Consider the following 23,996-nt stretch of genomic DNA (forward strand, 5'->3'; position numbering starts at 1 on the left):
ATGAGCGCGATCATGAAAAGAGATGTCACGGCAGGAGATGCCACGACGGAAGTCCTTCCGCTGGAACCGGCGCCGTTAGCTGCAGTGCTGCACGATCCGCGGCCGCAGGCAACCGGCAGAGGCCGCAATATCGGCGAAGTGGTGCTGGATCTGCAAAATATCTCGCTCTCCTTCGGCGGCGTCAAGGCGCTTACCGATATCTCGTTCAATGTGAAAGAGCATGAGATCCGCGCCATCATCGGCCCCAACGGCGCCGGCAAAAGCTCGATGATCAATGTCATCAACGGCGTCTATCATCCGCAACAAGGCAGCATCGTATTTCACGGCGTACCACGCCACAGCATGCAGCCGAGCAAAGTGGCGCGGCAGGGGATTGCACGTACTTTCCAGAATATCGCCCTGTTCAAGGGCATGACCGTGCTCGACAACATCATGACCGGCCGCAATACCAAGATGCACTCCGGTTTCCTGGCCAATGCCATCTGGTGGGGGCGGGCGCGTAATGAAGAGATGCAGCATAGGCGCAAGGTCGAGGAAGTGATCGACTTCCTGGAAATCCAGCACATCCGCAAAACCCCGGTCGGGCGTTTGCCTTACGGTTTGCAAAAAAGGGTGGAGCTGGCGCGTGCACTGGCGGCCGAGCCCAGCATGTTGCTGCTGGACGAGCCGATGGCCGGCATGAATGTCGAAGAAAAACAGGACATGTGCCGCTTCATCCTGGATGTCAACGATCAGTTCGGCAGCACCATTGTGCTGATCGAGCATGACATGGGCGTGGTGATGGATATATCGGACCGGGTGGTGGTGCTCGACTACGGCAAGAAAATCGGCGACGGCACGCCCGATGAAGTCATGAACAATCCGGAAGTCATCAAGGCTTACCTTGGCAGCTCTCATTAGCTCTACTGAGTGGAGGCGGTAAATGCAATTTTTCTTTGAGGTGGCGCTCAGCGGCTTGCTTTCGGGCCTGATGTATTCGCTGGTGGCGCTCGGTTTCGTACTGATCTACAAGGCTTCCGGGGTGTTCAATTTCGCCCAGGGTGCAATGGTCTATTTTGCGGCGCTGGCGGTGGTCGGCCTGATGGATAAAGGATGGCCCATGTGGGCGGCGATTATCGGCGCCTTCCTGGTGATGCTGGCGGTCGCTGTCGCGACCGAACGCCTGGTGCTGCGCAAGCTGGTCAACCAGCCGCCGATCACCTTATTCATGGCGACCATCGGCCTGGCCTTTTTCCTGGAAGGATTGGGGCCGATGCTGTTCGGCAGCGAAGTGCGGGCGATCAACCTGGGTATCGTGGACGAGCCGATTGCGTCGGTCATGGATAGCTTGGGCATCGGCATTTCGAAATTCGATCTGTTCGCCTCGGGCATGGTGATCGGGCTGGTGTTGCTGCTGGCCCTGTTTTTCCAGAGAACCAAGGTCGGCCGCGCCTTGCGGGCGGTGGCCGACGATCATCAGGCGGCGCTCTCGCTGGGGATTCCCTTGCGCCACATCTGGGTCATCGTCTGGGGCGTGGCCGGGTTTGTGGCCCTGGTGGCCGGTTTGCTGTGGGGCTCGCGCAACGGCGTCCAGTTTGCCTTGACGATGACCGCCTTGAAAGCCTTGCCGGTTCTGATCCTCGGCGGCTTTACCTCGATTCCGGGGGCGATTGCCGGCGGCTTGATTATCGGCGTATCGGAAAAACTGGCCGAGATCTACATCCCGCCGGTGATGCAAGACATGTTCGGCGGTAATTTCGGCGGCATAGAAGGATGGTTCCCCTATGTGTTCGCATTGCTGTTTTTATTGGTGCGGCCGGAAGGTTTGTTCGGTGAGCGGCATATCGATCGCGTGTAGCGCTTTGACCGCTAACAGAACTCTAAGAGAACTCTAAGAATGCGAACGGAGAAATAGCATGCTTTATCGTGAAGCCGGACAGTTTAAAACCTCCTACATCGCGGATAGCCAGATATTCCCGATCCGGCAGGATCGCATCGGCATGGCGATCTTGCTGGCCATCGCCTTTGTCGGCATCCCCGTGATCGGCAGCGAATACTGGTTTTCCGCGATCCTGATTCCCTTCCTGGTATTTGCGCTGGCGGCGCTGGGCTTGAACATATTGACCGGTTACGCCGGCCAGCTGTCGCTGGGCTCGGCGGCCTTCATGGCGGTGGGCGCCTACGCTGCCTATAATTTCCAGCTGCGGGTGGAAGGCATTCCGATCCTGCTGTCCTTCATCCTGGCCGGCTGTTGCGCGGCTGCGGTCGGCGTGGTGTTCGGCTTGCCGTCGTTGCGGATCAAGGGTTTTTACCTGGCGGTGGCGACGCTGGCTGCGCAATTTTTCGTGGTCTGGGTGTTGACCAAATTTCCCTGGTTTTCCAACGAAAGTTCTTCCGGCGTGATCAGTGCGCAAAAAATCGATCTGTTCGGTATCGCCATCAACACCCCGGTCAGGAAATACCTTTTCGTACTGGCAATTGTCTGTGTGATGGCGCTACTGGCGAAAAACCTGGTGCGTTCTTCCACCGGCCGTGCCTGGATGGCGGTGCGCGATATGGACGTCGCAGCGGAAGTCATCGGCATCCGCCTGATGCCGACCAAGCTGCTGGCGTTTGCCGTCAGTTCTTTTTTCTGCGGTGTGGCCGGCGCCCTGTATGCCTTCTGTTATCTGGGCTCGGTGGAGCCGGACGGTTTTTCGCTGGATCTGTCGTTCCGTATCCTGTTCATGATCATCGTCGGCGGCGTCGGCAGCATTCTGGGCGCATTTCTCGGCTCCGCCTTTATCCTGCTGCTGCCGATTTTCCTGGATAACGTGTTGCCGCCTTTGGCGGCCTGGCTGCATCTGCCATTTACCAACGCCACGGTGTCGCATATCCAGATGATGCTGTTTGGCGGTCTGATCATTTTCTTCCTGATTGTAGAGCCGCACGGGTTGGCGCGCCTGTGGCAAATCACCAAGGAAAAACTGCGCTTGTGGCCGTTCCCGCATTAAATAACCAGTATTAGGAGACAAGATAATGAAAAACCTTCAACAGATCATGCTTGCTGCCGCAGCTGCTGTCTGCATGCTGGCGCCAGCCTTGCCGGCGATGGCGCAAGCGACTGATCAATTCATTGCGATTCCCAGTTACCGGGTCGGCCCTTACGGCAATAATGGCCAGTCTTATTACGGCGGCTATATCGATTATCTGAGCTATGTCAATCTGAAGGAGAGCGGCATCAACGGCGTCAAGCTGTCCTGGGAAGAATGCGAAACCGAGTACAACAATGCCAAGGGCGTCGAGTGCTATGAACGGCTGAAAGGCAAGAATCCGACTACCAAAGGCACGGCGATCAACGCCATGGCGACCGGCATCGCCTATGCCCTGATCGACAAGACCGCGGAAGACAAGGTGCCGCTGCTGATGGTGGGTTACGGCCGCACCGATGCAGTCGACGGTTCGGTGTTCCCGTATGCCTTCCCGCTGGTGACTACCTACCAGATGCAGGTGTCGGCCATCGTGAAATACCTGGCAAGTAAAAACGGCGGTTCGCTGGCCGGCAAGAAAATCGTGTTCCTGTACCACGACTCAGCCTACGGCAAGGAACCGATCGTGGCGCTGGAAGCCGAGGCGACGCTGGGCAAGTTCAAGCTGGTGCAGATCCCGGTCGCCCATCCCGGCAACGAACAGGGCGCGCAATGGCTGAAAATCCGCCAGGAAAATCCGGATTACGTCATCTTCTGGGGCTGGGGCGTGATGAACCAGACGGCCTTGAAAGCGGCGCAGAAAGTCGGCTTCGCGCGTGACAAGATCATCGGTTCCTGGTGGGCCGGCTCTGAGGAGGACACCATCCCGGCCGGCGACGCCGCCAAAGGGTATCTGAGCGCGACCTGGAATGTTTCCGGCAAAACCGTGCCGCTGATTGCCGATATCGAAAAGGTGGTATATGGCGCCGGCAAAGGCAATATGCAGGACAGGGCCAAGATCGGTTCGATCTTATATAACCGTGGCGTATCGGCGGCAGTGGCCACGGTGGAAGCGATACGCACCGCGCAAACCAAGTATGGCAAAGGCAAGGTGATGAGCGGCGAAGACGTGCGCTGGGGATTGGAGAATCTGAACATCACCAACGCCCGCCTGCAGCAACTGGGCGCTGCCGGCCTGCTGCCTGAAATCAAGACTGCCTGCGACAACCATGAAGGTTCCGGCAAGATCAAGATCCAGCAATGGGATGGCGGCAAGTGGGTATTGGTATCCGACTGGATCGAAGGCAACAAGAACCTGATCCATCCGCTGTTCAAGGCTTCTGCCGCCAGGTACGCGAAGGAAAAGGGCATTACTCCGGCTTGCATGAAGTAAGCATGAAGTAATTCAGGCGTCGGCGCTCGACCGGGTTGCCGACGTTTTCATCACCGGATTTTAGCCACCATATATAGCCAGGCATGATAGAGGGAAGCATGGGTACAGCGCTCAACATCAACAATGTCGAAGTGATTTACGATCACGTCATCCTGGTGCTCAAAGGCGTGTCGCTGGCGGTGCCGGAAGGGAAGATCGTCGCCCTGCTGGGCGCCAACGGCGCCGGCAAAAGCACGACGCTGAAGGCGATTTCCAATTTGCTGTCGGCGGAACGCGGCGATGTCACCAAAGGCAGCATCGAATACAAGGGCGAGCGGGTTGATCGCCTGACGCCGAACGACCTGGTCAAGCGTGGCGTGATCCAGGTGATGGAAGGGCGTCATTGTTTCGGCCATCTGACGGTGGAGGAAAATCTCTTGACCGGCGCTTATACCCGCAACATCAGCAGTGGCCAGGTCAAGCGCGACCTGGAAAAAATCTACGATTATTTTCCGCGCCTGAAAGTAAGGCGCAAATCGCAATCCGGCTATACCTCCGGCGGCGAACAGCAGATGACGGCGATCGGCAGGGCGATGATGGCCAAGCCATCCATGATTTTGCTGGACGAACCGTCGATGGGCCTGGCGCCGCAAGTGGTCGAGGAAATTTTCGAGATCGTCAAGGATTTGAATCGCAGGGAAAACGTATCTTTCCTGCTGGCTGAGCAAAACACCATGGTGGCGCTGCGTTACGCCGATTTCGGCTACATCCTGGAAAACGGCCGGGTAGTGATGGAAGGCGCCGCCAGCGAACTGGCCAGCAATGAAGACGTGAAGGAATTTTATTTAGGCGTGTCGGCGGCCGGGCGCAAGAATTTCCGCGACATGAAGTTCTACCGGCGCCGCAAGCGCTGGCTGGCCTGACGCTTTCATCTGACGTTCGTATTTCTTATCCGCTGCTTCCCGCCACGCATACAGGCCCACCATGTCTGACATTCTCGATCCCCTTGAACAACGCCAGCCGCAACAACGCGAGGCGGAGCTGATGGCAAATCTGCCGCAGCTGATCGCACGGGCGCAAGGCACAGCGGGCTGGGCGCGCATTCTGCACGGGGTGTCAGCCGGCGAGATTCGGGACCGTGGCGCGCTGGCGCAATTGCCGCTTACGCGCAAATCGGATCTACATGGTTTGCAGACGCAACAGCCGCCGTTCGGCGGCTTGACGACAACGCCGCACCGGCAACTGCGGCGCTTGTACGTTTCACCCGGGCCGATTTTCGATCCCGAAGGATATAGCCAGGACTGGTGGCGCTTCGCACGGCCGATGCGGGCCTTGGGATTGCGCGCCGGTCATCTGATACAGAATTGCTTCGCCTATCATTTCACGCCGGCGGCTTTCATGGTCGAAGGGGCGGCCAGCAAGCTCGGCTGCACCGTGATTCCGGCCGGCATTGGCCAGACCGAATTGCAGGTGCAGGCGATGTCGGCATTGCGTCCCGACGCCTATGTCGGCACGCCGTCCTTCCTCAAGATCATTATCGAAAAAGCGCGTGAAATGGGCGCCGACATCACCACCCTGCAGCGGGCGCTGCTCAGCGCCGAAGCCTTGCCGCCGTCGCTGCGCCAGTGGCTCCAGGACAACGGCGTGCCGCATGTGCTGCAATTGTATGCCTCGGCCGACATCGGCAATATCGCTTATGAGTCGCTGAGCGACGGCCGGCTCAATCCGGGTATGATCCTGGATGAGGATCTGATCCTGGAAATTGTGCGGCCGGGCAGCGGCGATCCGGTGGCCGTGGGCGAGGTCGGCGAGGTGGTGCTGACTTCTTTCAATCCGGATTATCCTTTGATACGTTTCGCCACCGGCGATTTGTCTGCGGTGCTGGAAGGCGTCTCGCCATGCGGCCGCACCAATACCCGTATCAAGGGCTGGATGGGACGCGCCGACCAGGTGACCAAGGTGCGGGGCATGTTTGTCCATCCATCGCAGCTGGCGGAGGTGTTGAAACGCCATCCGCAGATTCTGAAAGCGCGGCTGGTGGTGAGCGGTGCAATGGCGAACGATGTGATGACGTTGCGTTGCGAGGCGCCAGTAACGGCGGACCTCGTGGCAGAGCGGATAGCCGACAGTCTGCGCGAAGTGACTAAACTACGCGGCGAGGTTGTGTTTGTCGCGCCGGGCAGCTTGCCGAATGACGGGAAAGTCATTGAGGATGCCCGTAAATACGAATGAGGGAGCGAGGGCATGTCGAAACAAGTGATTGTCATTACCGGCGCCAGTCGCGGGATCGGCGCGGCCACTGCGCATCTGGCGGCCATGCGCGGTTACGCCGTGTGCGTCAATTATGTCCACAACCGCGGCGCTGCAGAGCTGGTGGTGGAGGCGATCCGCAAGGCCGGCGGCGAAGCTCTTGCGGTAGCCGCCGATGTTGCTGTCGAGGCCGGCGTGCTGAACCTGTTTCAAACGGTGGATGCGCAACTCGGCACAGTAACCGCCTTGGTCAACAACGCCGGGGTGCTGGAGCGGCAGATGCGTGTCGACGAGATGGACGCAGCGCGTTTGCAACGCGTGTTCGCCACCAATATCGTCGGCAGTTTCCTGTGCGCCCGTGAGGCCGTCCGGCGCATGTCTACCCGCTTTGGCGGCCAGGGCGGCGCCATCGTCAACCTGTCGTCGATGGCGGCAAAACTCGGCGGCCCGGGCGAATACGTCGATTACGCGGCATCCAAGGGAGCTATCGACGCCATGACGATCGGCCTGGCGAAGGAAGTTGCCGATCAGGGTATCCGCGTCAATGCGGTCAGGCCCGGTGTCATTTATACCGATATACATGCCAGCGGCGGTGAGCCAGGGCGAGTGGATCGTGTCAAAGACTCGGTGCCGATGCGGCGCGGCGGCAGCGCCGAGGAAGTGGCGCGCGCGATCATGTGGCTGATATCGGACGAGGCATCGTATTCGACCGGCACATTTATCGATGTCGCCGGCGGCCGTTGATCAGGCGGCGGACCAGACGGTAGAAACGATGATTTGAGGTGAAGGCGTCCCGACCCAGTTGTGTTGCCGGAATATTTCAACAGCTACAACAGCTTGATTGGAATGCGGCTGGGATCACGTCTGCTGGTGGTTTGTTGCGCAATGCTTTTGCGGATGGCCGTTAGTCGTTTGTCGTCGCGATAGAGCAGGTTGTAACTTTCAAATGGAATCATTTTTCCATCAGCTTGGGCAAAATGTATGCAGGATTTTTTCAAGGCGCGAACATCCAAAGAATATGCATCCATAAATTGCACAATCAAAACCCGAAACACGTTGTCGTAACGCAGCGTCTGCGGCGCAGAAATTAAAGGCAGGCAACACATTAATTCAGAAAGACAGTTGGCTTGTGATTCCGGGGAATGGTTAGTCGAAAACAGCTTAAATATCTGGTCTTTCATATTCTTCTTGAGCGCTTCGTCGCGCTCAAAAACTATCGTGTTGCCGCTGCCTTCCACTAAAGATTGTGGATCAAGATATCGTGTCAGCGGGACAGTTTTTTCGTCGGTTTTGAGAGCGTAAGCCATTGCCAGCGTATCGGGATTGCAAGGCACCGGGACGATATCTTGCAAGGTGAATACACTGGTTTGCTCTGCGATCTTACGACGTATTTCTGAAACGGTCAGGCGATGCAGGCGAGGATCGTAACTTTCTACACGGCCAGCATCTTGAATCGGCTGCAAGGTGACGCCGCGGACACACGGTTGCGTCAAGGCGAAGTCGATAATGGCGCCAATTTCATCGTCATTCAAACCTTTTTTCAGCGTCACAACCAAAGTGGTGGACAAGCCAGCCGCATTCAGATTTTTCAGTGCTTGCAGTCGGATACGGCTTAAATCGGCGCCGCGTAATACCTTATGTACTTCTGCGCGCATGGAGTCGAATTGCAAATACACTTCTATTCCTGGCGCATAGCTTGCCAGACGTTGCACAAACTCAGGATCTTGCGCCAATACGATGCCGTTGGTGTTGACCATCACATGTTTGATCGGGCGCGCTTTGGCAGCATCGAGAATTTCCCAGAATTGCGGATGTAAGGTGGGCTCGCCGCCGGACAATTGCATGACATCGGCCTCGCCTTCATTGGCCACAACCGCATCAAGCATCTTAATGACGTCAGCCAGGGGTTTATGCTGTTCCCGATGAGTGCCGCTTTCCGCATAACAAACGGGGCAATTTAAATTGCAGTTGTCAGTAATCTCAACGATGGATAAGCAAGAGTGCTGCATATGATCTGGACACAGGCCGCAATCATAGGGGCAGCCGTATTCCATTTTAGTGTTAAACGTTTGCGGCATTTCCGGATGTTTGACGAACACCTCGCGGCACAAACGGTAATACTCGATATCATCGCTGACCAGCACACGCTCGCTGCCGTGCGCAGTACACCACTTATCCATGTAGACATGCTCATCTTTAAAGATGATCTTGGCTTCAACCGGATGCAGGCAGGTTGAACAGACCGAAGTGGTCGTGTCGTAAAAAAGGTAAGGGCGGATTTTACGCGTCATCGTTGGCTCGGGTTAGGCGGTGCGGGATATTGTTGTTTTGATTCGATGACAGCTTGGCGTAGCATTGCCATTCTTTCTTGTGCCGCTTGCATGTCTGCTGGAGACATAGATGCTTGTAGTTTGGTGAGGCTGTCGCTGACCGGCAGCATCAAGAGGAAAGCTGACGTTTTAATTTTAGCTGCTGTATCAATTTCTTTTGAGACTTGAAATCTGTATCTAATCACGGTGTGGAATGGATATCTGCAGTCCAGGATACTGCGCGCAAGCCAAAGGTCGGCTTGTTGTATGTCTTGCCTGATAATCCCGCTGTTGCGATATATTTCACTGACGTCAAGCGCAGGAAAGCGATTGAAAAACACAGGTGAAGGGCTGCAAGAACGTGTGGATGATCGTTTTAATAATTCTATTCCGCGCGGGGGATCTGGAAGTAATTGTTCTGCGCTGAGATCTCTCCCATAATACTGTCGATTGGAGCCATTGAGTAAAAGCCAGCCTAAGCCATATTCCGCGGGACCATATTGTTTGGCTGCCGCTTGTTCAAGTAAAGAGATGCCTCTTGGGATGTCTCTTTCCAGGCTTGGCGAACCATTTACATATTCCATGCCAAGTTGTGTCATAGCCTCCAGATCACCGCGACTGGCCGCTACTTTATATCCTTCAATTTTTGTTCTCTGCATTTCTGCATTCGCACGTTGTGCATTTTTTTGTTGCACGCTGTTGACGATGGAGGCAGTAATACAACCCGTACCACCAATCAAACTCAAACTCACTATCAGTAATGCCGCACGTGATCGATCACGGGAAAAGAGGCGCATTTTTTTTATAATTTAAAAATTGTTTGATTACAAACGGGAGATAGCACAGTAAGGCCAATAGACACATGATCTGTATGCCGCTAAGACCACCGGCATATTCATAGGGAACCGGTTTGATGCCATCGATCAGTAAGCGCCACAGTAAATAGCCCGATAGATAAAATTTGAAAAGAAGGCCAGGACTTTCGCGCCAGCGTTTTTGAAAAAGCAAAATGACGCCGCCCCAAATTAATACAAAGAGAATGTCGTACAGTTGAGTGGGGTGGCGAAAGATGCCGTCACCAAAGTCGACGCCCCAGGGCATGCGGGTGGGTACGCCATAAGTGCCGTCGTGCAGCCCCGCCAGAAAACAACCGATGCGCCCGATGGCAGTGCCCAACATCAATGGCAAGACAAAGTTGTCGCCCGTTGAGCGTTGGGCGCCGATCAGTTTCTTGGCAATCTCTACGCCACACAGCCCACCCAGCAAACCACCGACGATAGATTGTCCGGACATCCAGAGATTGATGTCTAAGGAAGATGACGCCCATAACTGAGGAAACTCCATCCAGAACACTAACTTGTTTCCGATCGCTGCACCGAGTATGCAGCCGATGATGACCGCGTATTGTCCTGGTTCCAAGATGCCAGAGAGGCCTTGATGGGCACGTTGCCAACGATATAGTTGGACGCCGGATGCGATGGCTGCCCATTCAAAAAACAGATGGATGAGATGCGCAGTCGTGCTGGAAAAGGCGACCGCTTTCATTATTTGGATTGGTCTTGATCTGGCTGTGTTGCAAACTCCGGTTTCTTTGCAATACGAAACACACTGCCATATTTGGCAATGCGGTATATAACGAAGCACAGCGCGATACTGATACCTACTCCTGCGCACCCAAGGAGAAAAATAGGCAGGCCATCTCCACTGGTTTTGTAGCTACTGCCAGAAGCAATCCCTAGCAAACCACATAAGCCAAAGCCGACCATCAGTACTAAAAAAAACATAATACTAAGTGCTTTGAACAGCGTTTTCATGGGAGCCTTGCTGGAATTGAATTTGGCAGAGAAGATTGATTATATAGCCTTTAGTTGTCATGAAGTAATTTCATGTACAGGTTCATCGGCAAGTCTTGAAGACATCCGGATGCACATTGGGGGCGTTTTTTTACGCGTTCCATCGGGATGATTTTGTTAGATGAACCCGAATTAATGCGTTGCCGGCCTGTATACCAGGCCGGGTATTTTGGGCAAAGTCCCGGCTGCTTATGAAATAGTTGATAAAATGCGCGGTGTTGGCGTTGGCGAAAACGCAATCCAATGATGCTGCAATAGCCTGGTTCGGCAACCCCTCTGTCGGTGCGTTTCGTGGCTTATTTTTATGCGGCAATTTTAGTGTGAGAACAATTTATGACGGAGTTAACAAGAATGAAGAAACTGATCGTAGTCGCCGCTATCGTGGCATTGAGCGGTTGCGCCGTGACGCCCAATTCGGCAAATGTGTATACCAGCAGCCAGGCTCAGGGCGAGCAATCGGTGCGTATGGCGGTGGTTGATTCGATACGCCCGGTCACCATCGACAAGAACCGCGGCGGCAACGGCGCAGGCACCTTGGCCGGTGGCGCGCTGGGCGGAGTTGCTGCCGGTTCGCTCATCGGTAAGGGCAACGGCTCACTGGCGGCTGGCGTAGTGGGTGCGGTACTCGGCGGGATTGCCGGCAACCAGGTGGAAAATAATCTGAACCAGCGCCCAGGGCTGGAAATCACCGTGCGCCTGAACAACGGCGAGTTGCGCGCGATTACCCAGGATGCAGACGAACGTTTCAACGTCGGCGACCGCGTCCGTTTGCTGTCTTCGGGCGGCGTTACGCGGGTTACGCACTGATAAGTTGAATCAAGCGCTGGTAAAAGCAAAAGGCTGGAAGACATGATCGTCTTCCAGCCTTTTTATTATCCACGTGCAGCGGCGGATTTACTGCCCGTTATGAATCACCACCAGCAAAGCAGTGGCCGCATTCTTGCCGACATTTTTGATGTAGTGGGGGCGGTCAGCTGCATATCTTGCGGTTTCGCCGACTTTTATCTTGGTGACGTTGCTGCCGCTCTGGATTTCCAATATACCGGACAGCACCGTCAGATGTTCACGCGAAGCCGGCTCGTGCGCTTCCGAGTCGAGGCAGCCGCCAGGTTCCACCGACAGTTCATACCATTCAAACTGGCCGGCCAGCTCGATCGGCCCGAGGATGCGCAGCACGCAATGGCCGTCTCTTGAGCGCAGCGAAGGCGTGGCGTGGCTGGGCAAGGTTTCGATCGATGCCGGAGCAGGCTGGTTGCCGTCGACCAGCAGCGAGATCGGCACGCCCAAGGCATTCGCCAGGCGCCAGACCACCGCCACCGTCGGATTGGCCTGGTTGCGCTCGATTTGCGATAGCATGGACTTGGAGACGCCGGCGCGTTTCGATAAGGCGTCCAGCGAGAGCCCGTCGGCCTGGCGCAATTTCACCAAGGTATCGCCAACCTTCGGCGGTGCGTCCTCCAAATTTTTACCTGAATTGCTGCTCATCTGGTTGACAACCTCGTTTTTGTACATTATCGTGGAATTTATGTTCGATATATCGAATTAAAACAATATATTATATAAGATTGAGGCTGACAATGACACAAGATGCAAGCACGAATGCCGGGTTTTACACCCACCTGCGCGACGAACTGACTGCGATCCAGGCGGCCGGCCTGTTGAAGTCCGAGCGCCTTATCCTCGGCCCGCAAGGCGGCAAGATCAATACCGCAAGCGGTGAGTTGATCAACTTGTGCGCCAACAATTACCTCGGATTGTCTTCCCATCCGGCCTTGATCAAAGCCGCGCACGCCGCCTTGGACAGCCACGGTTTCGGCATGAGTTCGGTGCGTTTCATTTGCGGTACGCAAGACATCCATCGCGAGCTGGAGCAGCGCCTGGCAGCCTTCCTGGGCACCGAAGACTGCATTCTGTACGCCGCTGCGTTCGACGCCAACGGCGGCCTGTTCGAACCCTTGCTGGGAGAGCAGGACGCCATCATCAGCGACTCGCTGAACCACGCATCGATTATCGACGGCGTGCGTTTGTGCAAGGCCAAGCGCTACCGTTACGCCCACAACGACATGGAAGATCTGGAGCGCTGTCTGAAGCAAGCGCGAGCCGACAATGCCCGTTTCGCGATGGTGTTTACCGATGGCGTATTTTCGATGGACGGCACGGTGGCGCAGCTCGACGTCATCCGCCAGCTATGCGATAAATATGACGCCCTGCTGGGGGTCGACGATTGTCACGCCACCGGTTTCATGGGAGCACGCGGACGCGGCACGCACGAAGCACGCGGCATCTTCGGCAAGGTCGACGTGATTACCGGCACGCTGGGCAAAGCCCTGGGCGGCGCCAGCGGCGGCTTTACTGCCGGACGGCGCGAAGTGATCGACTTGTTGCGGCAACGCTCCCGGCCTTACCTGTTTTCGAATACCTTGATGCCGGCGATCGTCGGCGCTTCTATCGAGGCGCTCAATCTGCTGGAGGCGTCCACCGAATTGCGCGACCGTCTGGAGCGCAACACCGTCTATTTCCGCAAAGCCATCACCGACGCCGGCTTCGAGATCAAGCCGGGAACTCATCCGATCGTACCGTTGATGGTGTATGACGCCGTGGTCGCACAGAATTTGTCGCGTCGCTTGTATGAACTTGGCGTCTACGCCGTCGGTTTCTTCTATCCGGTCGTACCGCAAGGGCAGGCGCGGATCCGGGTGCAGATGTCTGCGGTCCACGACGAGGCGACCTTGCAGCGCGCAGTCAGCATCTTCCGCCAAGCCGGCGAAGAGCTTGGCCTGGTGAAAAACTGAAGAGACGAACGATGAAAAAAATATTGGTAATCGGCGCCAACGGCCAGATCGGCACCGAGTTGACGACCGCGCTGGTCAAGCTGCATGGCGCACAGCAGGTGGTTGCGAGCGATATACAAGCCATCGGCCGGCACCAGGAACTGGCATACGAGAAACTGGATGTGACCGACGCCAGGCGTCTGGCCGAGGTGGTGCTGCAGCATGACATCGGCGAAATCTATCACCTGGCGGCGGCCTTGTCGGCCAAAGGCGAAGAGCATCCGGAATGGGCCTGGAACCTGAACATGACCGGCCTCCTGAATGTGCTGGAGGTGGCGCGCCAGGCCAAGCTGTCCAAAGTATTCTGGCCGAGTTCGATTGCAGCGTTCGGCCCCTCGACGCCGCGCGACAATGCGCCGCAGACCGGCGCCATGGATCCCAAGACCGTCTACGGCATCTCGAAGCTGGCCGGCGAGCACTGGTGTTCCTGGTACGCGGAAAAATACGGCATGGATATTCGCAGCCTGCGCTACCCAGGTTTGATCAGCTATTCCGCTGAGCCGGGCGGCGGCACCACCGACTACGCGATCCAGGCTTTGTTCGCTGCCGCCGCCGGCCACGACTACACCAGTTTCCTGAGTGCGGACAGCACGCTGCCGATGATGTACATGCCGGACGCGGTGCGCGCCACTATCGAGCTGATGAGTGCGCCGAGGGAGCAAATCAAGGTCGCCGGTTCATACAATCTGGCGGCATGGAGCTTTTCGCCGCACGAATTGGTGGAAATCATCAAGCAGCACTATCCGGCGTTTAAAGTCGCCTACAAACCGGATTTTCGTCAAGCAATTGCCGATGCATGGCCGCGTTCGATTGACGATTCCAAGGCGCGGCAAGAGTGGCGTTGGTCGCATGCATACAGCTTGAGCGACATGGTCGACGACATGCTGGCGCATCTGGTCGCACGCAAGCCGGTTACGCAGGAACAGGCGGCTTGATGTAGCCTAAGCCGCCCCAGATGGGGTAGCGGTTCGCCGCTATCTTATTTTGGGCGGAGGATAGCGCCGCGAATTTAAGAAACCGATTCTCTGGGCGTACAAGCCGCCAAGGATATCGGCGAGCAAGGATTGCCGCCACAGCAGTTCTCCGCCATGAAAGCCATCAGCGCATTCATCGTTTCGAAGTTCACACTGTAAATAACGAAACGCCCCTTTTGAAGGGGCACCACAAGATCTGCGTGACTGAGTTCTTTCAGATGAAAGGACAGGGACGAAGGTGGAATTTCCAGTTGTTCAGCGATTTTACTTGCGGCCATGCCTGACGGACCCGCCTGCACCAGCAAACGAAAGACCGCAAGCCGCGAGTCTTGCGCGAGCGCGGCAAATGCAGAAAGCGCGTTTTTAGTTTCCATGAATTGAGTTTCGTATTTGTTGGTTGCGTATCAAAGCCAATGTGTTGCGAGAAGTGCCGCAACTGGGATTGTGATAAATCGTGATGTTCATGAAAGTTGTATGGATTCTTGAAGGATTGTTTAAGAATTCTTCTTGGCTGCGAAATCGCTTGGAGCCACCGTGCCGCCGACGGTTGCGTCTTGCGGTGCTGCGGGATACAGCCAACAGAACAGCAACGTCGCCGCCGACGCCCCAAGCAGTTGCGCGACGATGAAACCAGGTGCATCGATTGGCCGGATGCCGGCGAAGGTATTGCTGGCCGCGCGCGCCAGCGTGACGGCGGGATTAGCGAACGAGGTCGATGAGGTGAACCAGTAGGCCGCCGTAATATAGGCGGCAACCGCGAACGGTGTCACCGATGGCCGGCTGCGCGAACAACCGATGATCACGGCCAGCAATCCAAACGTGGCGACAAACATCAAGTGCGCAGCTGCGACGCCAGCAAAGGCGCCGATTACCTGCACCAAGATATACGGCAAGACTTCGGACGCCGGCATGTTTTTTTGCCAGGCTTCCGACATAGTCACCACCGGATTGAAATGCGCCCCCGAAATGGTGCCAAACATCAAGATCAACGCGACCAGCCCGACGCCGGTTGCGATGGCGTTGGCCAGCAATGCGATGGCGACATTACCACCGGCCAGGCGCTCGGCCATGATGCCGGAGCCGACCACTACCGCCAGCAGCAGTGCAGTCCCCAGTCCTTCGGCGACTAGACGACGTGCTTGCGTGGTCATGCCGGCATCTCGCCGATTTTCCTGATCTCTTCCCGAATCGCATTCTCATCCATCGTCTCGACCGGCAGTGCCAGGAATGCATTCATGCTCTTCAGGATTTGGCCGAATATTTCTTGAAATGCGGCACGCTTGTCTTCGTCGGATCCTTCTACCGCTGCCGGATCTTCAAATCCCCAGTGGGCCGTGGCAGGACGCCCGGGCCAGTACGGGCAGGTTTCTCCGGCCGCGTTGTCGCAGACGGTAATGATGAAATCCATGCACGGCGCATCCGGCAGTGCAAACTCATCCCAGCTCTTGCTCCGCATTTCACTTGTTGGGTAGGTAGGATCGAAATTCTTGATTTGTTCAATCGCGAAGGGATTGACTTTACCGCCTGGCTTGCTGCCCGCGCTGAAACCTTTGAAGCGGCCTTTTCCGAGGATTGTGACCAGTGCTTCGGCCATCACGCTGCGCGCGGAATTGCCGGTGCATAGAAATAGCACGTTGAATATTTTGTCAGTCATATTGTTCTCGGCTGTCAATGCGGAAATAGCGGTTTTGTGTTCGTGATGCCCGTTGAATATATTCTATATTTCTAGAATAGTTGAAGTATAAAATGGATTCGAGGGTAAGGTCATCATTAATTTGATATTTCTCGAATTATCGATAATGTTGAAATGCTGCCTTATCGGTAATCCGTGAAGAATCTCAAAAAAAGGGCTGGAAGACATGTATGTCTTCCAGCCCTTTGTACCTGCCGAGTCCGCGTAATATGGCGGCCCGTCCAGCCTTATTTGCCAGTCATGCCCAACAGCATTTCATTCAGGCGTTTGACGAAACCGGCCGGATCGGCCAGCGCGCCGCCTTCCGCCAGCAACGCTTGATCGAACAATATGTGCGACCAGTCGCCGAACTTGGCTTCTTCGTACTTCAGGCGTTGCACCAGCGGATGATCCGGATTGATTTCCAGGATCGGCTTGGAGTCCGGCGCTTCCTGGCCGGCGGCCTTCAGCATGCGCAGCAGATTGCCCGACAATTCATTTTCATCGGCCACCAGGCAGGCCGGCGAATCGGTCAGACGGAAGGTGACGCGCACATCCTTGGCCTTGTCGGCCAGCGCAGCCTTCATCTTTTCAACCAGGTCCTTGAACTGGGTTTCGGTTTCTTCGTGCTGCTTCTTCTCGGCTGCGTCTTCCAGCGTGCCGAGATCGAGGCCGCCCTTGGCCACCGAGGCCAGTTCCTTGCCTTCGAAATCTTGCAGGAAAGACAGCATCCATTCATCGACGCGATCGGTCAGCAACAGGACTTCGACGCCTTTCTTGCGGAAAATTTCCAGGTGCGGGCTGTTCTTGGCAGCCGCATGGGATTCGCCGGTGGCGTAGTAGATCTTGTCCTGGCCTTCTTTCATGCGGCCGATGTAGTCGGCGAAGGACACGGTCTGGGCGTCGCTGTCGTTACTGGTGGAGGCAAAGCGCAACAGCTTGGCGATTCTTTCCTTGTTGGTCGCATCTTCGCCTATGCCTTCTTTCAAGACCTGGCCGAATTCTTTCCAGAAGGTGGCGTACTTGTCCTTTTGCGCCTGCTCGTCGCTGTTTGCCAATTCTTCCAGCAAGCCCAGCACGCGTTTGGTCGAGCCTTCGCGGATCACGCGCACATTGCGCGATTCTTGCAGGATTTCACGCGAGACGTTGAGCGGCAGGTCGCTGGAATCGATCACGCCCTTGACGAAGCGCAGATAGACCGGCATCAGCTGTTCGGCGTCGTCCATGATGAAGACGCGCTTGATGTACAGCTTGATGCCGCTGCGCTTGTTGCGATCCCACAGATCGAACGGAGCGTGGCTCGGGATGTACAGCAATTGCGTGTATTCGCTGCGGCCTTCGACCCGGTTGTGGGTGTAGGTCAGCGGTGCTTCGAAATCGTGCGAAACGTGTTTGTAGAATTCGCTGTATTGCTCTTGCGTGATGTCGGACTTGTTGCGTGCCCACAGAGCGCTGGCCTGATTGACGGTTTCGTATTCGTCCTTGACCACGGTTTCTTTTTTCTCTTCGTCCCATTCTTCTTTCTGCATTACGATCGGCAGCGAGATATGGTCGGAATATTTGCGGATGATGGATTTCAGTTTCCAGGCCGACAGGTATTCATCTTCGCCTTCGCGCAGATGCAGGGTGATGGTGGTGCCGCGCGACGGCTTGTCGATCGCTTCGACGCTGAAATCGCCGGCGCCGGCGGATTCCCAGCGCACGCCTTCAGTGGCGGCAGCGCCTGCGCGGCGAGTATCAACCGTGATCTTGTCGGCGATGATGAAGGCAGAGTAAAAGCCGACGCCGAACTGGCCGATCAGGGCCGCATCTTTTTGCTGGTCGCCGGACAGTTTCGAGAAAAATTCCTTGGTGCCGGACTTGGCGATAGTGCCCAGGTGCGAGATGGCTTCGTCGCGGCTCATGCCGATGCCGTTGTCCGAGATGGTGATGGTGCGCGCGGCCTTGTCGAAACCGACCTTGATTTTCAGCTCGGGGTCGTTTTCGAACAGGGCGCCGTTGTTGATCGCTTCAAAGCGCAGCTTGTCGGCGGCGTCGGATGCATTGGAAACCAGCTCGCGCAGGAAAATTTCCTTGTTGGAATACAGCGAGTGGATCATCAATTGCAGCAGTTGCTTTACTTCTGCCTGAAAACCAAGGGTTTGCTTTTCGGATACGGCCATTGTTTCCTCTGTCCAAATAAAAAGTGAGATTATATAAAAAGCTTAATGCTATTCGAAGTGGGGTGCTATCGGGGTTTTTCAAGGGCGGCATCGCATCATTGCGCCTGCAATATTGCCTTATTTGCCACATTCGCTTTCGAGAAAGCGCCAGATGCCGGGATCCGACATCGCCGCCACATTGATACGCATGCGCGAGGACGGCAGTTGCTTGGGCGAGAACAAGCTGCCGGGCGCCAGCAGATAGTCTTGCGCCAGCGCTTTTTCGGTCAGCACATTGGTATCGCAGCCGGCGTCGGCCCAGACGAACATGCCGGCCGGCGTGCTGATATCGACCGTCATGCCGATGCGTTCCATCTGCCGGATGGTGCGGTCGCGCACGCCGTCGAGTTTGTTGCGCAAGCGGTCGACATGCTTGCGGTAATGGCCCTCCGACAGGATCTTGTAGATCACCCGTTCGCCGATTTCGGCGCTGGTCAGGGTCGACAGCATCTTGCGGTCGGCAAAATGCTGCGCCAGTTCGTGCGAGGTGGCGATGAAGCCCGAGCGCAGATTGGGCGACAGCGTCTTCGAAAAACCGCCCATGTAGATCACGCGATTGAGTTGGTCCAGGGTGGCGATGCGGGTCGCCGGCTGTACTGCGGAACCCGGATGGAGATCGCAATAGATATCGTCTTCGACGATCATGAAATCGTGTTCCTCGGCCAGCTTGAGGATCTGGAACGCCTTGGCTGCGGAGAGCGAGGTCGAAGTCGGATTGTGCAATACCGACACCATCACATACAGCTTGGGTTTATGCAGCGCGCTCAGCTCCGCCAGCTTGGCCATATCCGGGCCGTCCGCCAGGCGCGGTACGCCGACCAGTTTGGCGCCGAGCGCGGCAAACGAGGCGAACATCAAGAACCATGAAGGATCGTCGACAAAAATCACATCGCCCGGCTGGGTAAAGTGGCGCGCTACCAGATCCAGTCCCTGGGTGACGCCGGTGGTGGTGACGAATTGTTCCGGCGTCGCAGCGATTTCCAGCTCGGCCATTTTCAGCTGCAATTGCTGGCGCAGCGGCAGGAAGCCTTGCGGGTTGCCGTAGGAGAGAAGCTGGGCCGGATTCTGCCGGCTGATGCTGCGTAAGGCATTGGCGATCAGGTCGGCATCCAGCCAATCAATGGGCAGCATGCCTGAGCCGGGCATTTTTTTGGTCGGCAACTGGCGAAACATATTCCGCACCAGCCACACCACATCCATCAGCGGCGGCCGCTTGTCGCTGGAGCCGTTGCTGTTGTCGCTGGCGATCAGCGGCGCCCGTTCGCGCACATAAAAGCCGGAGCCGCGGCGCGATTCCAGGCAGCCTTTCGCTACCAGCCGGTCATAGGCTTCCACCACCGTAAAGCGCGACACGCCGTGAGTATCGGCAAACTGGCGGATCGACGGCATGCGGGCGCCGGTGCGCAACAGGCGGTCGTTGATGCGGGCTTCGATGGTGCGCACGATCTGCTCGACCAGCGAGGTGTCGCTATCGCGTGACAAGAGCTGGGGCGCGGCCGGCGTCTGGCTGCGGTTCAGCTTGCGTGGGGAGAGTGTGTTGGTCACTGTATTGGTAGTTTTGCCGGGACAATGTTAGAAATTACTTGATAAAGTGTATTGGTACTGTATTGGATTTGTCGATTAGCATAGACCTAAATTCCTGAAGTCACAATACCTGAAGCGACTTAACCATGCAGACTCTATTTAAACAACAGACGCATACCATGACGGCCGGCAGCACCTTGTCCGGCGTTACCGACAGTCACTTAACCTTGCGCGTAGTCAGCGGCCGTGTCTGGGTTACCTTTGAAGGACAGCCGGAAGACCATTGGCTGCATGCGGGCCGCTCGCTGAGGCTGCTGCCTGGCCGCATGGTGGTGGTCGAGGCGGACCCGGGAAATAGCCGGATTACCCTGAACCGCAAGCCGCAACGCGGCGGGATGACTGTGTTGCGTCTGATGCTGGCGCGTCTGCGCGGCCTCGATTTCCATCCTGCGACGAGCGTTTCATGATGCTGGAGACCTTGCTGCCGCTGGCCGTATTCGCCTTCGTGTCGTCGATCACGCCGGGGCCGAACAACATCATGCTGACTTCTTCCGGCATCATGTTCGGCTTCAACCGCACCATCCCGCACATGCTCGGCGTTACCTTCGGTTTCGGCGTGATGCTGGTGCTGTGCGCAGCCGGCATCGGCGGCCTGGTGCTGGCCTTGCCATCGATTCACGTGATCCTGAAAACCCTGGGCTCGGCCTATTTACTGTATCTGGCCTGGAAGCTGCGCCATATGTCTTTCAAATCGGAAGTCGGCAGCAGCCATAGACCGATGACCTTCCTCGGTGCGGCGGCATTTCAAGCGGCCAATCCGAAAGCCTGGATCATGGCGATCACCAGCGCTTCGGCATTTATGCCGCCGCTGCAGCCGATCTGGCTGTCGATTGCCATCTATTGCATGGTGTTCTGCGTCATCAACCTGCCGTGCGTGAGCGTCTGGGCCGGCGCCGGTTCGGTCTTGCGGCGCTACCTGGCGCAGCCTCTGTGGCAGCGCGTGTTTTGTACGGTGATGGTGTTGTTGACGATCTATTCCGCGGTTTCGATCTGGCTTTGATTTTGGCTCCGCTTTTTGCTCCGATAACCATTCGAAAGACAAGCGCCATGACGGACGAATCCAAGGGCATGTGGCTGGGGCTGGTCGGCGTGGCGGTATTCAGCCTGACCCTGCCGTTTACCCGGATGGCGGTGGCCGAACTGAATCCGGTGTTTGTCGCATTCGGCCGGGCCGTGGTGGCGGCCTTATGTTCCATGCTGCTGCTGTGGAAGCTGAAAGCAACACTGCCAACCGCTGCGCAATGGAAAGCACTGGCGGTGACAGCCTTGGGCGTGGTGATCGGCTTTCCTGTGTTTTCCTCGGTGGCGATGCGCTATGTGCCAGCAGCGCACGGCGCCATCGTGCTCGGCATCTTGCCGCTGGCGACCGCCATGGTTGGCGCCTTGCGGTTTGGCGAACGGCCCTCGGCCGGATTCTGGATTGCCGCCGTAATCGGCAGTGCCATTGTTATCGTTTTCGCACTAAGCCAGGGTGGCGGTGGTTTACAGCTCGCTGACCTGGCCTTGCTGGCGGCAGTGGCGGCGGCTGCCATGGGCTACGCGGAAGGCGGGCGCTTGTCGCAAACCATGGGCGGGCAGCAAGTCATCGCCTGGGCGCTGCTATTGGCTTTGCCGATCGTGCTACCGATAACCGTGTGGCTAGGCTGGCGTTACGGGGTTAACGCTTCGCCCAAGGCCTGGCTCGGATTCGCCTACGTATCGTTGTTCTCGATGTTTATCGGTTTCTTCTTTTGGTACAAGGGCCTGGCGCTGGGCGGGATTGCGCGGGTTGGCCAGGTGCAATTATTGCAGCCGTTCCTGACCTTGCTGGGTGCGGCGCTGTTGCTGGACGAGGCTCTCGACGGCAGCAATCTGCTGTTTGCGCTGGCAGTGCTGATAGTGGTGGCGTTTGGCCGCAAGATGGCGGTGCGGCGGCAGGCGGCCTAAACCCGCATGGCAAAATCTCAAGCCAGGCTTTCGCAAACTTGACGGTAAGTGAGATAATCGCTCATTGGCCGTATCAAACCGGCTGTATCTCATTTATCCCGTCATTGTTGCTGGCGCCAAAAGCGTCGACAAATGATCTTTTTTCGGAGTGTCAGATGTCTGTATATGAAAAGTTGCAAGCCCTGAATATCACATTGCCTGCGGTAGCCGCACCCGCTGCCGCTTACGTGATGTACGCCCAAAGCGGCAATACGGTTTACCTGTCCGGTCACCTGTCAAAGAAAGACGGCAAGATCTGGGTCGGCCAATTGGGCAAGGACATTACTACCGAAGAAGCCAAGCTGGCCGCGCGCGGCATTGCGGTTGACCTGATCGCGACCTTGCAAGCAGCTTGCGGCGGCGATCTGAAGCGCGTCAAGCGCGTCGTCAAACTGATGAGCCTGGTCAATTCAACACCTGATTTTATCGAGCAGCATCTGGTCACCAACGGCGCTTCCGAATTGATCGGCGAAGTGTTTGGCGAGCAGGGCAAGCATGCCCGTTCGGCATTTGGCGTAGCGCAGCTGCCGTTGGGCGCCTGCGTGGAAATTGAAATGATTGCTGAAATAGAGTAGTCCGCACAACGTAGCGGCATAGTCCTGGTAGCGCTATCCGCTGCCAGCCCAGGAGACGGCAGATCATAAAAACCGCAGGCTGTTGCAATATGCATCCGGCTCCGGCCGGAGCGATTGGCGACAGTCTCTCAGAACAAGATCACTTGAAGAGAATAGTATGAAAATCGAAAATCCAACGCCGCTGCAATGGCATTTTTCGCAGCGCGCACAGAAGTTGCAAAGTTCGGCCATCCGCGAAATCCTCAAGATCACCATGCGTCCGGAAATCATTTCCTTCGCCGGTGGCCTGCCGTCGCCGGCTACGTTCCCGGTCGAACCGTTGAAAGCGGCGTTTGACAAGGTGCTGTCGCTGCAAGGCAAGGTAGCCTTGCAATACGGTCCGACCGACGGTTACGGGCCGCTGCGCGAGTGGGTGGCCAATTCCTTGTCGACCAGCGACGCCAAGATCATGGCGAATCAAGTCATGATGACTTCCGGTTCGCAACAGGGCCTGGATTTGCTGGGTAAGGTATTGATCGACGAAGGCAGCAAGGTGCTGGTCGAAACCCCTAGTTATCTGGGCGCTTTGCAAGCGTTCTCGCTGTACGGCCCTGAGTTCGTTTCGTTGCCTAGCGACGAAGGCGGTTTGATCCCGGAAACCGTGGCAACCCTGGGACAGGGCGCGCGCATGTTGTATGCGCTGCCGAATTTTCAGAATCCTACCGGCCGTACTTTGTCGGTAGAACGTCGTCACGCTTTGGTGGATATCTGTGCGCGGCTCGGTTTGCCGCTGATCGAGGACGATCCTTACGGCGCACTCAGTTATCGCGCTGAACCGCTGCCTAAGATGCTGAGCATGAATCCGGGCGGGGTGATTTACATGGGATCGTTCTCCAAGATCCTGACGCCGGGAATCCGCCTGGGCTACGTGGTAGCGCCGCGGCCGCTGATCGAAAAGCTGGAGCAAGCCAAACAAGCTACCGATCTGCATACCGCCCAGCTGACGCAGATGGTGGTGTACGAGACCATCAAAGACGGCTTCCTCGATCAGCATATTCCAACCATCCGCAAATTGTATTCGGATCAATGCGACGCCATGCTGGATGCGCTGAAAACCTATTTTCCAAGCGGTACCAGCTGGACCAAGCCGGAAGGCGGCATGTTTATCTGGGTGACCTTGCCCAAGCATATCGACAGCGTCAAGCTGCTGGCGGAAGCGGTGGAACAGCACGTGGCGTTCGTGCCGGGCGGACCGTTCTATGGCAATACGCCGGAGCAGCATACCTTGCGCCTGAGTTTCGTTACCGTGCCGCCGGCCAAGATACGCGAAGGAATTGAGCGGCTGGGCAAATTGATTGCGTCGAAACTTTGATGCCGATGTAAGTATCTTTGCAAGCGCCTATGGCCTATTCATCAGGCGTCAGGCCAGCCGAAAAAAAGCCGACTTGAATGAACTGAACCCCAAAAGTTGGACACCAACTTTGGGGGTTTTTCATTGGCGAAA

Annotated in this window: 25 protein-coding genes and 1 pseudogene; 15 read left to right on the top strand and 11 right to left on the bottom strand. The window is 56.5% G+C overall.

Annotated features, from left to right (window positions below):
* The first annotated feature begins 12 nt into the window (after window positions 1-12).
* From KHU33_RS16440 to KHU33_RS16470, 7 genes are all read left to right on the top strand, one after another.
* Window positions 13-900, top strand: a complete 888-nt coding sequence (locus KHU33_RS16440) for an ABC transporter ATP-binding protein (RefSeq protein ID WP_407928293.1) — start codon at window positions 13-15, stop codon at window positions 898-900.
* 22 nt (window positions 901-922) lie between these two features.
* A complete protein-coding gene (locus KHU33_RS16445; protein ID WP_211464834.1) occupies window positions 923-1,837 on the top strand; it encodes a branched-chain amino acid ABC transporter permease in 915 nt (304 codons plus the stop codon).
* Window positions 1,838-1,895: 58 nt separating this feature from the next.
* Entirely contained in the window at window positions 1,896-2,972 is a 1,077-nt protein-coding gene (locus KHU33_RS16450) for a branched-chain amino acid ABC transporter permease (RefSeq protein WP_211464836.1), read from the top strand.
* Window positions 2,973-2,997: 25 nt separating this feature from the next.
* Window positions 2,998-4,320: an ABC transporter substrate-binding protein gene (locus KHU33_RS16455; protein ID WP_211464839.1), complete on the top strand. Its 1,323-nt coding sequence runs from the start codon at window positions 2,998-3,000 to the stop codon at window positions 4,318-4,320.
* A gap of 98 nt (window positions 4,321-4,418) precedes the next feature.
* Window positions 4,419-5,222, top strand: coding sequence for an ABC transporter ATP-binding protein (locus KHU33_RS16460; RefSeq protein WP_211464841.1), 804 nt, complete (start codon window positions 4,419-4,421; stop codon window positions 5,220-5,222).
* Window positions 5,223-5,283: 61 nt separating this feature from the next.
* Window positions 5,284-6,531, top strand: coding sequence for a phenylacetate--CoA ligase family protein (locus tag KHU33_RS16465; RefSeq protein ID WP_211464843.1), 1,248 nt, complete (start codon window positions 5,284-5,286; stop codon window positions 6,529-6,531).
* A gap of 12 nt (window positions 6,532-6,543) precedes the next feature.
* Window positions 6,544-7,293: an SDR family oxidoreductase gene (locus tag KHU33_RS16470; protein ID WP_211464845.1), complete on the top strand. Its 750-nt coding sequence runs from the start codon at window positions 6,544-6,546 to the stop codon at window positions 7,291-7,293.
* An 83-nt stretch (window positions 7,294-7,376) separates the two neighbouring features.
* Here KHU33_RS16470 and KHU33_RS16475 read toward each other — a convergent pair whose 3' ends face one another.
* The 4 genes from KHU33_RS16475 to KHU33_RS16490 are packed head-to-tail and all read right to left on the bottom strand — an operon-like array spanning window position 7,377 to window position 10,672.
* Window positions 7,377-8,840, bottom strand: coding sequence for a radical SAM protein (locus tag KHU33_RS16475; RefSeq protein ID WP_211464847.1), 1,464 nt, complete (start codon window positions 8,838-8,840; stop codon window positions 7,377-7,379).
* The gene (locus KHU33_RS16480) at window positions 8,837-9,655 is read right to left on the bottom strand and encodes a tetratricopeptide repeat protein (RefSeq protein ID WP_211464849.1); all 819 of its coding nucleotides are present in this window, start codon (window positions 9,653-9,655) and stop codon (window positions 8,837-8,839) included. Before KHU33_RS16480 ends, KHU33_RS16475 begins: the two co-directional genes overlap by 4 nt.
* The gene (locus tag KHU33_RS16485; protein WP_211464850.1) at window positions 9,636-10,403 is read right to left on the bottom strand and encodes a prolipoprotein diacylglyceryl transferase; all 768 of its coding nucleotides are present in this window, start codon (window positions 10,401-10,403) and stop codon (window positions 9,636-9,638) included. The genes KHU33_RS16480 and KHU33_RS16485 overlap by 20 nt, the downstream gene beginning before the upstream one ends.
* Window positions 10,403-10,672: a hypothetical protein gene (locus KHU33_RS16490; protein ID WP_211464851.1), complete on the bottom strand. Its 270-nt coding sequence runs from the start codon at window positions 10,670-10,672 to the stop codon at window positions 10,403-10,405. The genes KHU33_RS16485 and KHU33_RS16490 overlap by 1 nt, the downstream gene beginning before the upstream one ends.
* 390 nt (window positions 10,673-11,062) lie before the next feature.
* Between KHU33_RS16490 and KHU33_RS16495 the strand changes: the two genes are divergently transcribed.
* Window positions 11,063-11,518: an outer membrane lipoprotein gene (locus KHU33_RS16495; protein WP_211464852.1), complete on the top strand. Its 456-nt coding sequence runs from the start codon at window positions 11,063-11,065 to the stop codon at window positions 11,516-11,518.
* Between the two features lie 87 nt (window positions 11,519-11,605).
* Here the strand turns inward: KHU33_RS16495 and KHU33_RS16500 are convergent, their stop codons facing one another.
* Window positions 11,606-12,196, bottom strand: coding sequence for a helix-turn-helix domain-containing protein (locus KHU33_RS16500; protein ID WP_211464853.1), 591 nt, complete (start codon window positions 12,194-12,196; stop codon window positions 11,606-11,608).
* A 92-nt stretch (window positions 12,197-12,288) separates the two neighbouring features.
* Here KHU33_RS16500 and kbl point away from each other — a divergent pair, with 92 nt between their 5' ends.
* Window positions 12,289-13,503 carry a glycine C-acetyltransferase gene (gene kbl, locus KHU33_RS16505; protein WP_211464854.1) on the top strand — a complete coding sequence of 405 codons (1,215 nt, stop codon included), beginning with the start codon at window positions 12,289-12,291 and terminating at the stop codon, window positions 13,501-13,503.
* Window positions 13,504-13,514: 11 nt separating this feature from the next.
* A complete protein-coding gene (locus KHU33_RS16510; RefSeq protein WP_211464855.1) occupies window positions 13,515-14,477 on the top strand; it encodes an NAD-dependent epimerase/dehydratase family protein in 963 nt (320 codons plus the stop codon).
* A 74-nt stretch (window positions 14,478-14,551) separates the two neighbouring features.
* On the opposite strand, the gene KHU33_RS16515 is transcribed toward KHU33_RS16510, so the two are convergent.
* From KHU33_RS16515 to KHU33_RS16535, 6 genes and pseudogenes are all read right to left on the bottom strand, one after another.
* Complete coding sequence (locus KHU33_RS16515) at window positions 14,552-14,890, bottom strand: ArsR/SmtB family transcription factor (protein ID WP_211464857.1); 339 nt, start codon at window positions 14,888-14,890, stop codon at window positions 14,552-14,554.
* Window position 14,891: 1 nt separating this feature from the next.
* Window positions 14,892-14,981, bottom strand: a pseudogene (locus tag KHU33_RS26460) (arsenate reductase (glutaredoxin)); the annotation flags it as partial.
* 29 nt (window positions 14,982-15,010) lie between these two features.
* On the bottom strand, window positions 15,011-15,667 hold the full coding sequence (locus KHU33_RS16520) for an aquaporin (RefSeq protein WP_211464859.1): 657 nt from the start codon (window positions 15,665-15,667) through the stop codon (window positions 15,011-15,013).
* A complete protein-coding gene (locus KHU33_RS16525; RefSeq protein WP_211464861.1) occupies window positions 15,664-16,170 on the bottom strand; it encodes an arsenate reductase ArsC in 507 nt (168 codons plus the stop codon). The genes KHU33_RS16520 and KHU33_RS16525 overlap by 4 nt, the downstream gene beginning before the upstream one ends.
* A gap of 266 nt (window positions 16,171-16,436) precedes the next feature.
* On the bottom strand, window positions 16,437-18,350 hold the full coding sequence (htpG, locus tag KHU33_RS16530; RefSeq protein WP_211464863.1) for a molecular chaperone HtpG: 1,914 nt from the start codon (window positions 18,348-18,350) through the stop codon (window positions 16,437-16,439).
* A gap of 117 nt (window positions 18,351-18,467) precedes the next feature.
* Window positions 18,468-19,934 carry an aminotransferase-like domain-containing protein gene (locus tag KHU33_RS16535; protein ID WP_211464865.1) on the bottom strand — a complete coding sequence of 489 codons (1,467 nt, stop codon included), beginning with the start codon at window positions 19,932-19,934 and terminating at the stop codon, window positions 18,468-18,470.
* A 125-nt stretch (window positions 19,935-20,059) separates the two neighbouring features.
* On the opposite strand from KHU33_RS16535, the gene KHU33_RS16540 reads away from it, so the two are divergent.
* The 5 genes from KHU33_RS16540 to KHU33_RS16560 all read left to right on the top strand — a co-directional run bounded on the left by KHU33_RS16540 (window position 20,060) and on the right by KHU33_RS16560 (window position 23,864).
* A complete protein-coding gene (locus KHU33_RS16540) occupies window positions 20,060-20,380 on the top strand; it encodes a DUF2917 domain-containing protein (RefSeq protein ID WP_230414324.1) in 321 nt (106 codons plus the stop codon).
* Window positions 20,380-20,973, top strand: a complete 594-nt coding sequence (locus KHU33_RS16545; protein WP_211464881.1) for a LysE family translocator — start codon at window positions 20,380-20,382, stop codon at window positions 20,971-20,973. Before KHU33_RS16540 ends, KHU33_RS16545 begins: the two co-directional genes overlap by 1 nt.
* Window positions 20,974-21,020: 47 nt before the next feature.
* The gene (locus KHU33_RS16550) at window positions 21,021-21,899 is read left to right on the top strand and encodes a DMT family transporter (protein ID WP_211464867.1); all 879 of its coding nucleotides are present in this window, start codon (window positions 21,021-21,023) and stop codon (window positions 21,897-21,899) included.
* Between the two features lie 155 nt (window positions 21,900-22,054).
* Window positions 22,055-22,513 (top strand): RidA family protein, encoded by a 459-nt coding sequence (locus tag KHU33_RS16555; protein ID WP_211464869.1) that lies wholly within the window; start codon window positions 22,055-22,057, stop codon window positions 22,511-22,513.
* A gap of 157 nt (window positions 22,514-22,670) precedes the next feature.
* The gene (locus KHU33_RS16560) at window positions 22,671-23,864 is read left to right on the top strand and encodes an aminotransferase-like domain-containing protein (RefSeq protein WP_211464871.1); all 1,194 of its coding nucleotides are present in this window, start codon (window positions 22,671-22,673) and stop codon (window positions 23,862-23,864) included.
* Window positions 23,865-23,996 lie beyond the last annotated feature (132 nt).

This window comes from Collimonas silvisoli, from assembly GCF_018305005.1.
Classification (GTDB): domain Bacteria; phylum Pseudomonadota; class Gammaproteobacteria; order Burkholderiales; family Burkholderiaceae_D; genus Collimonas; species Collimonas silvisoli.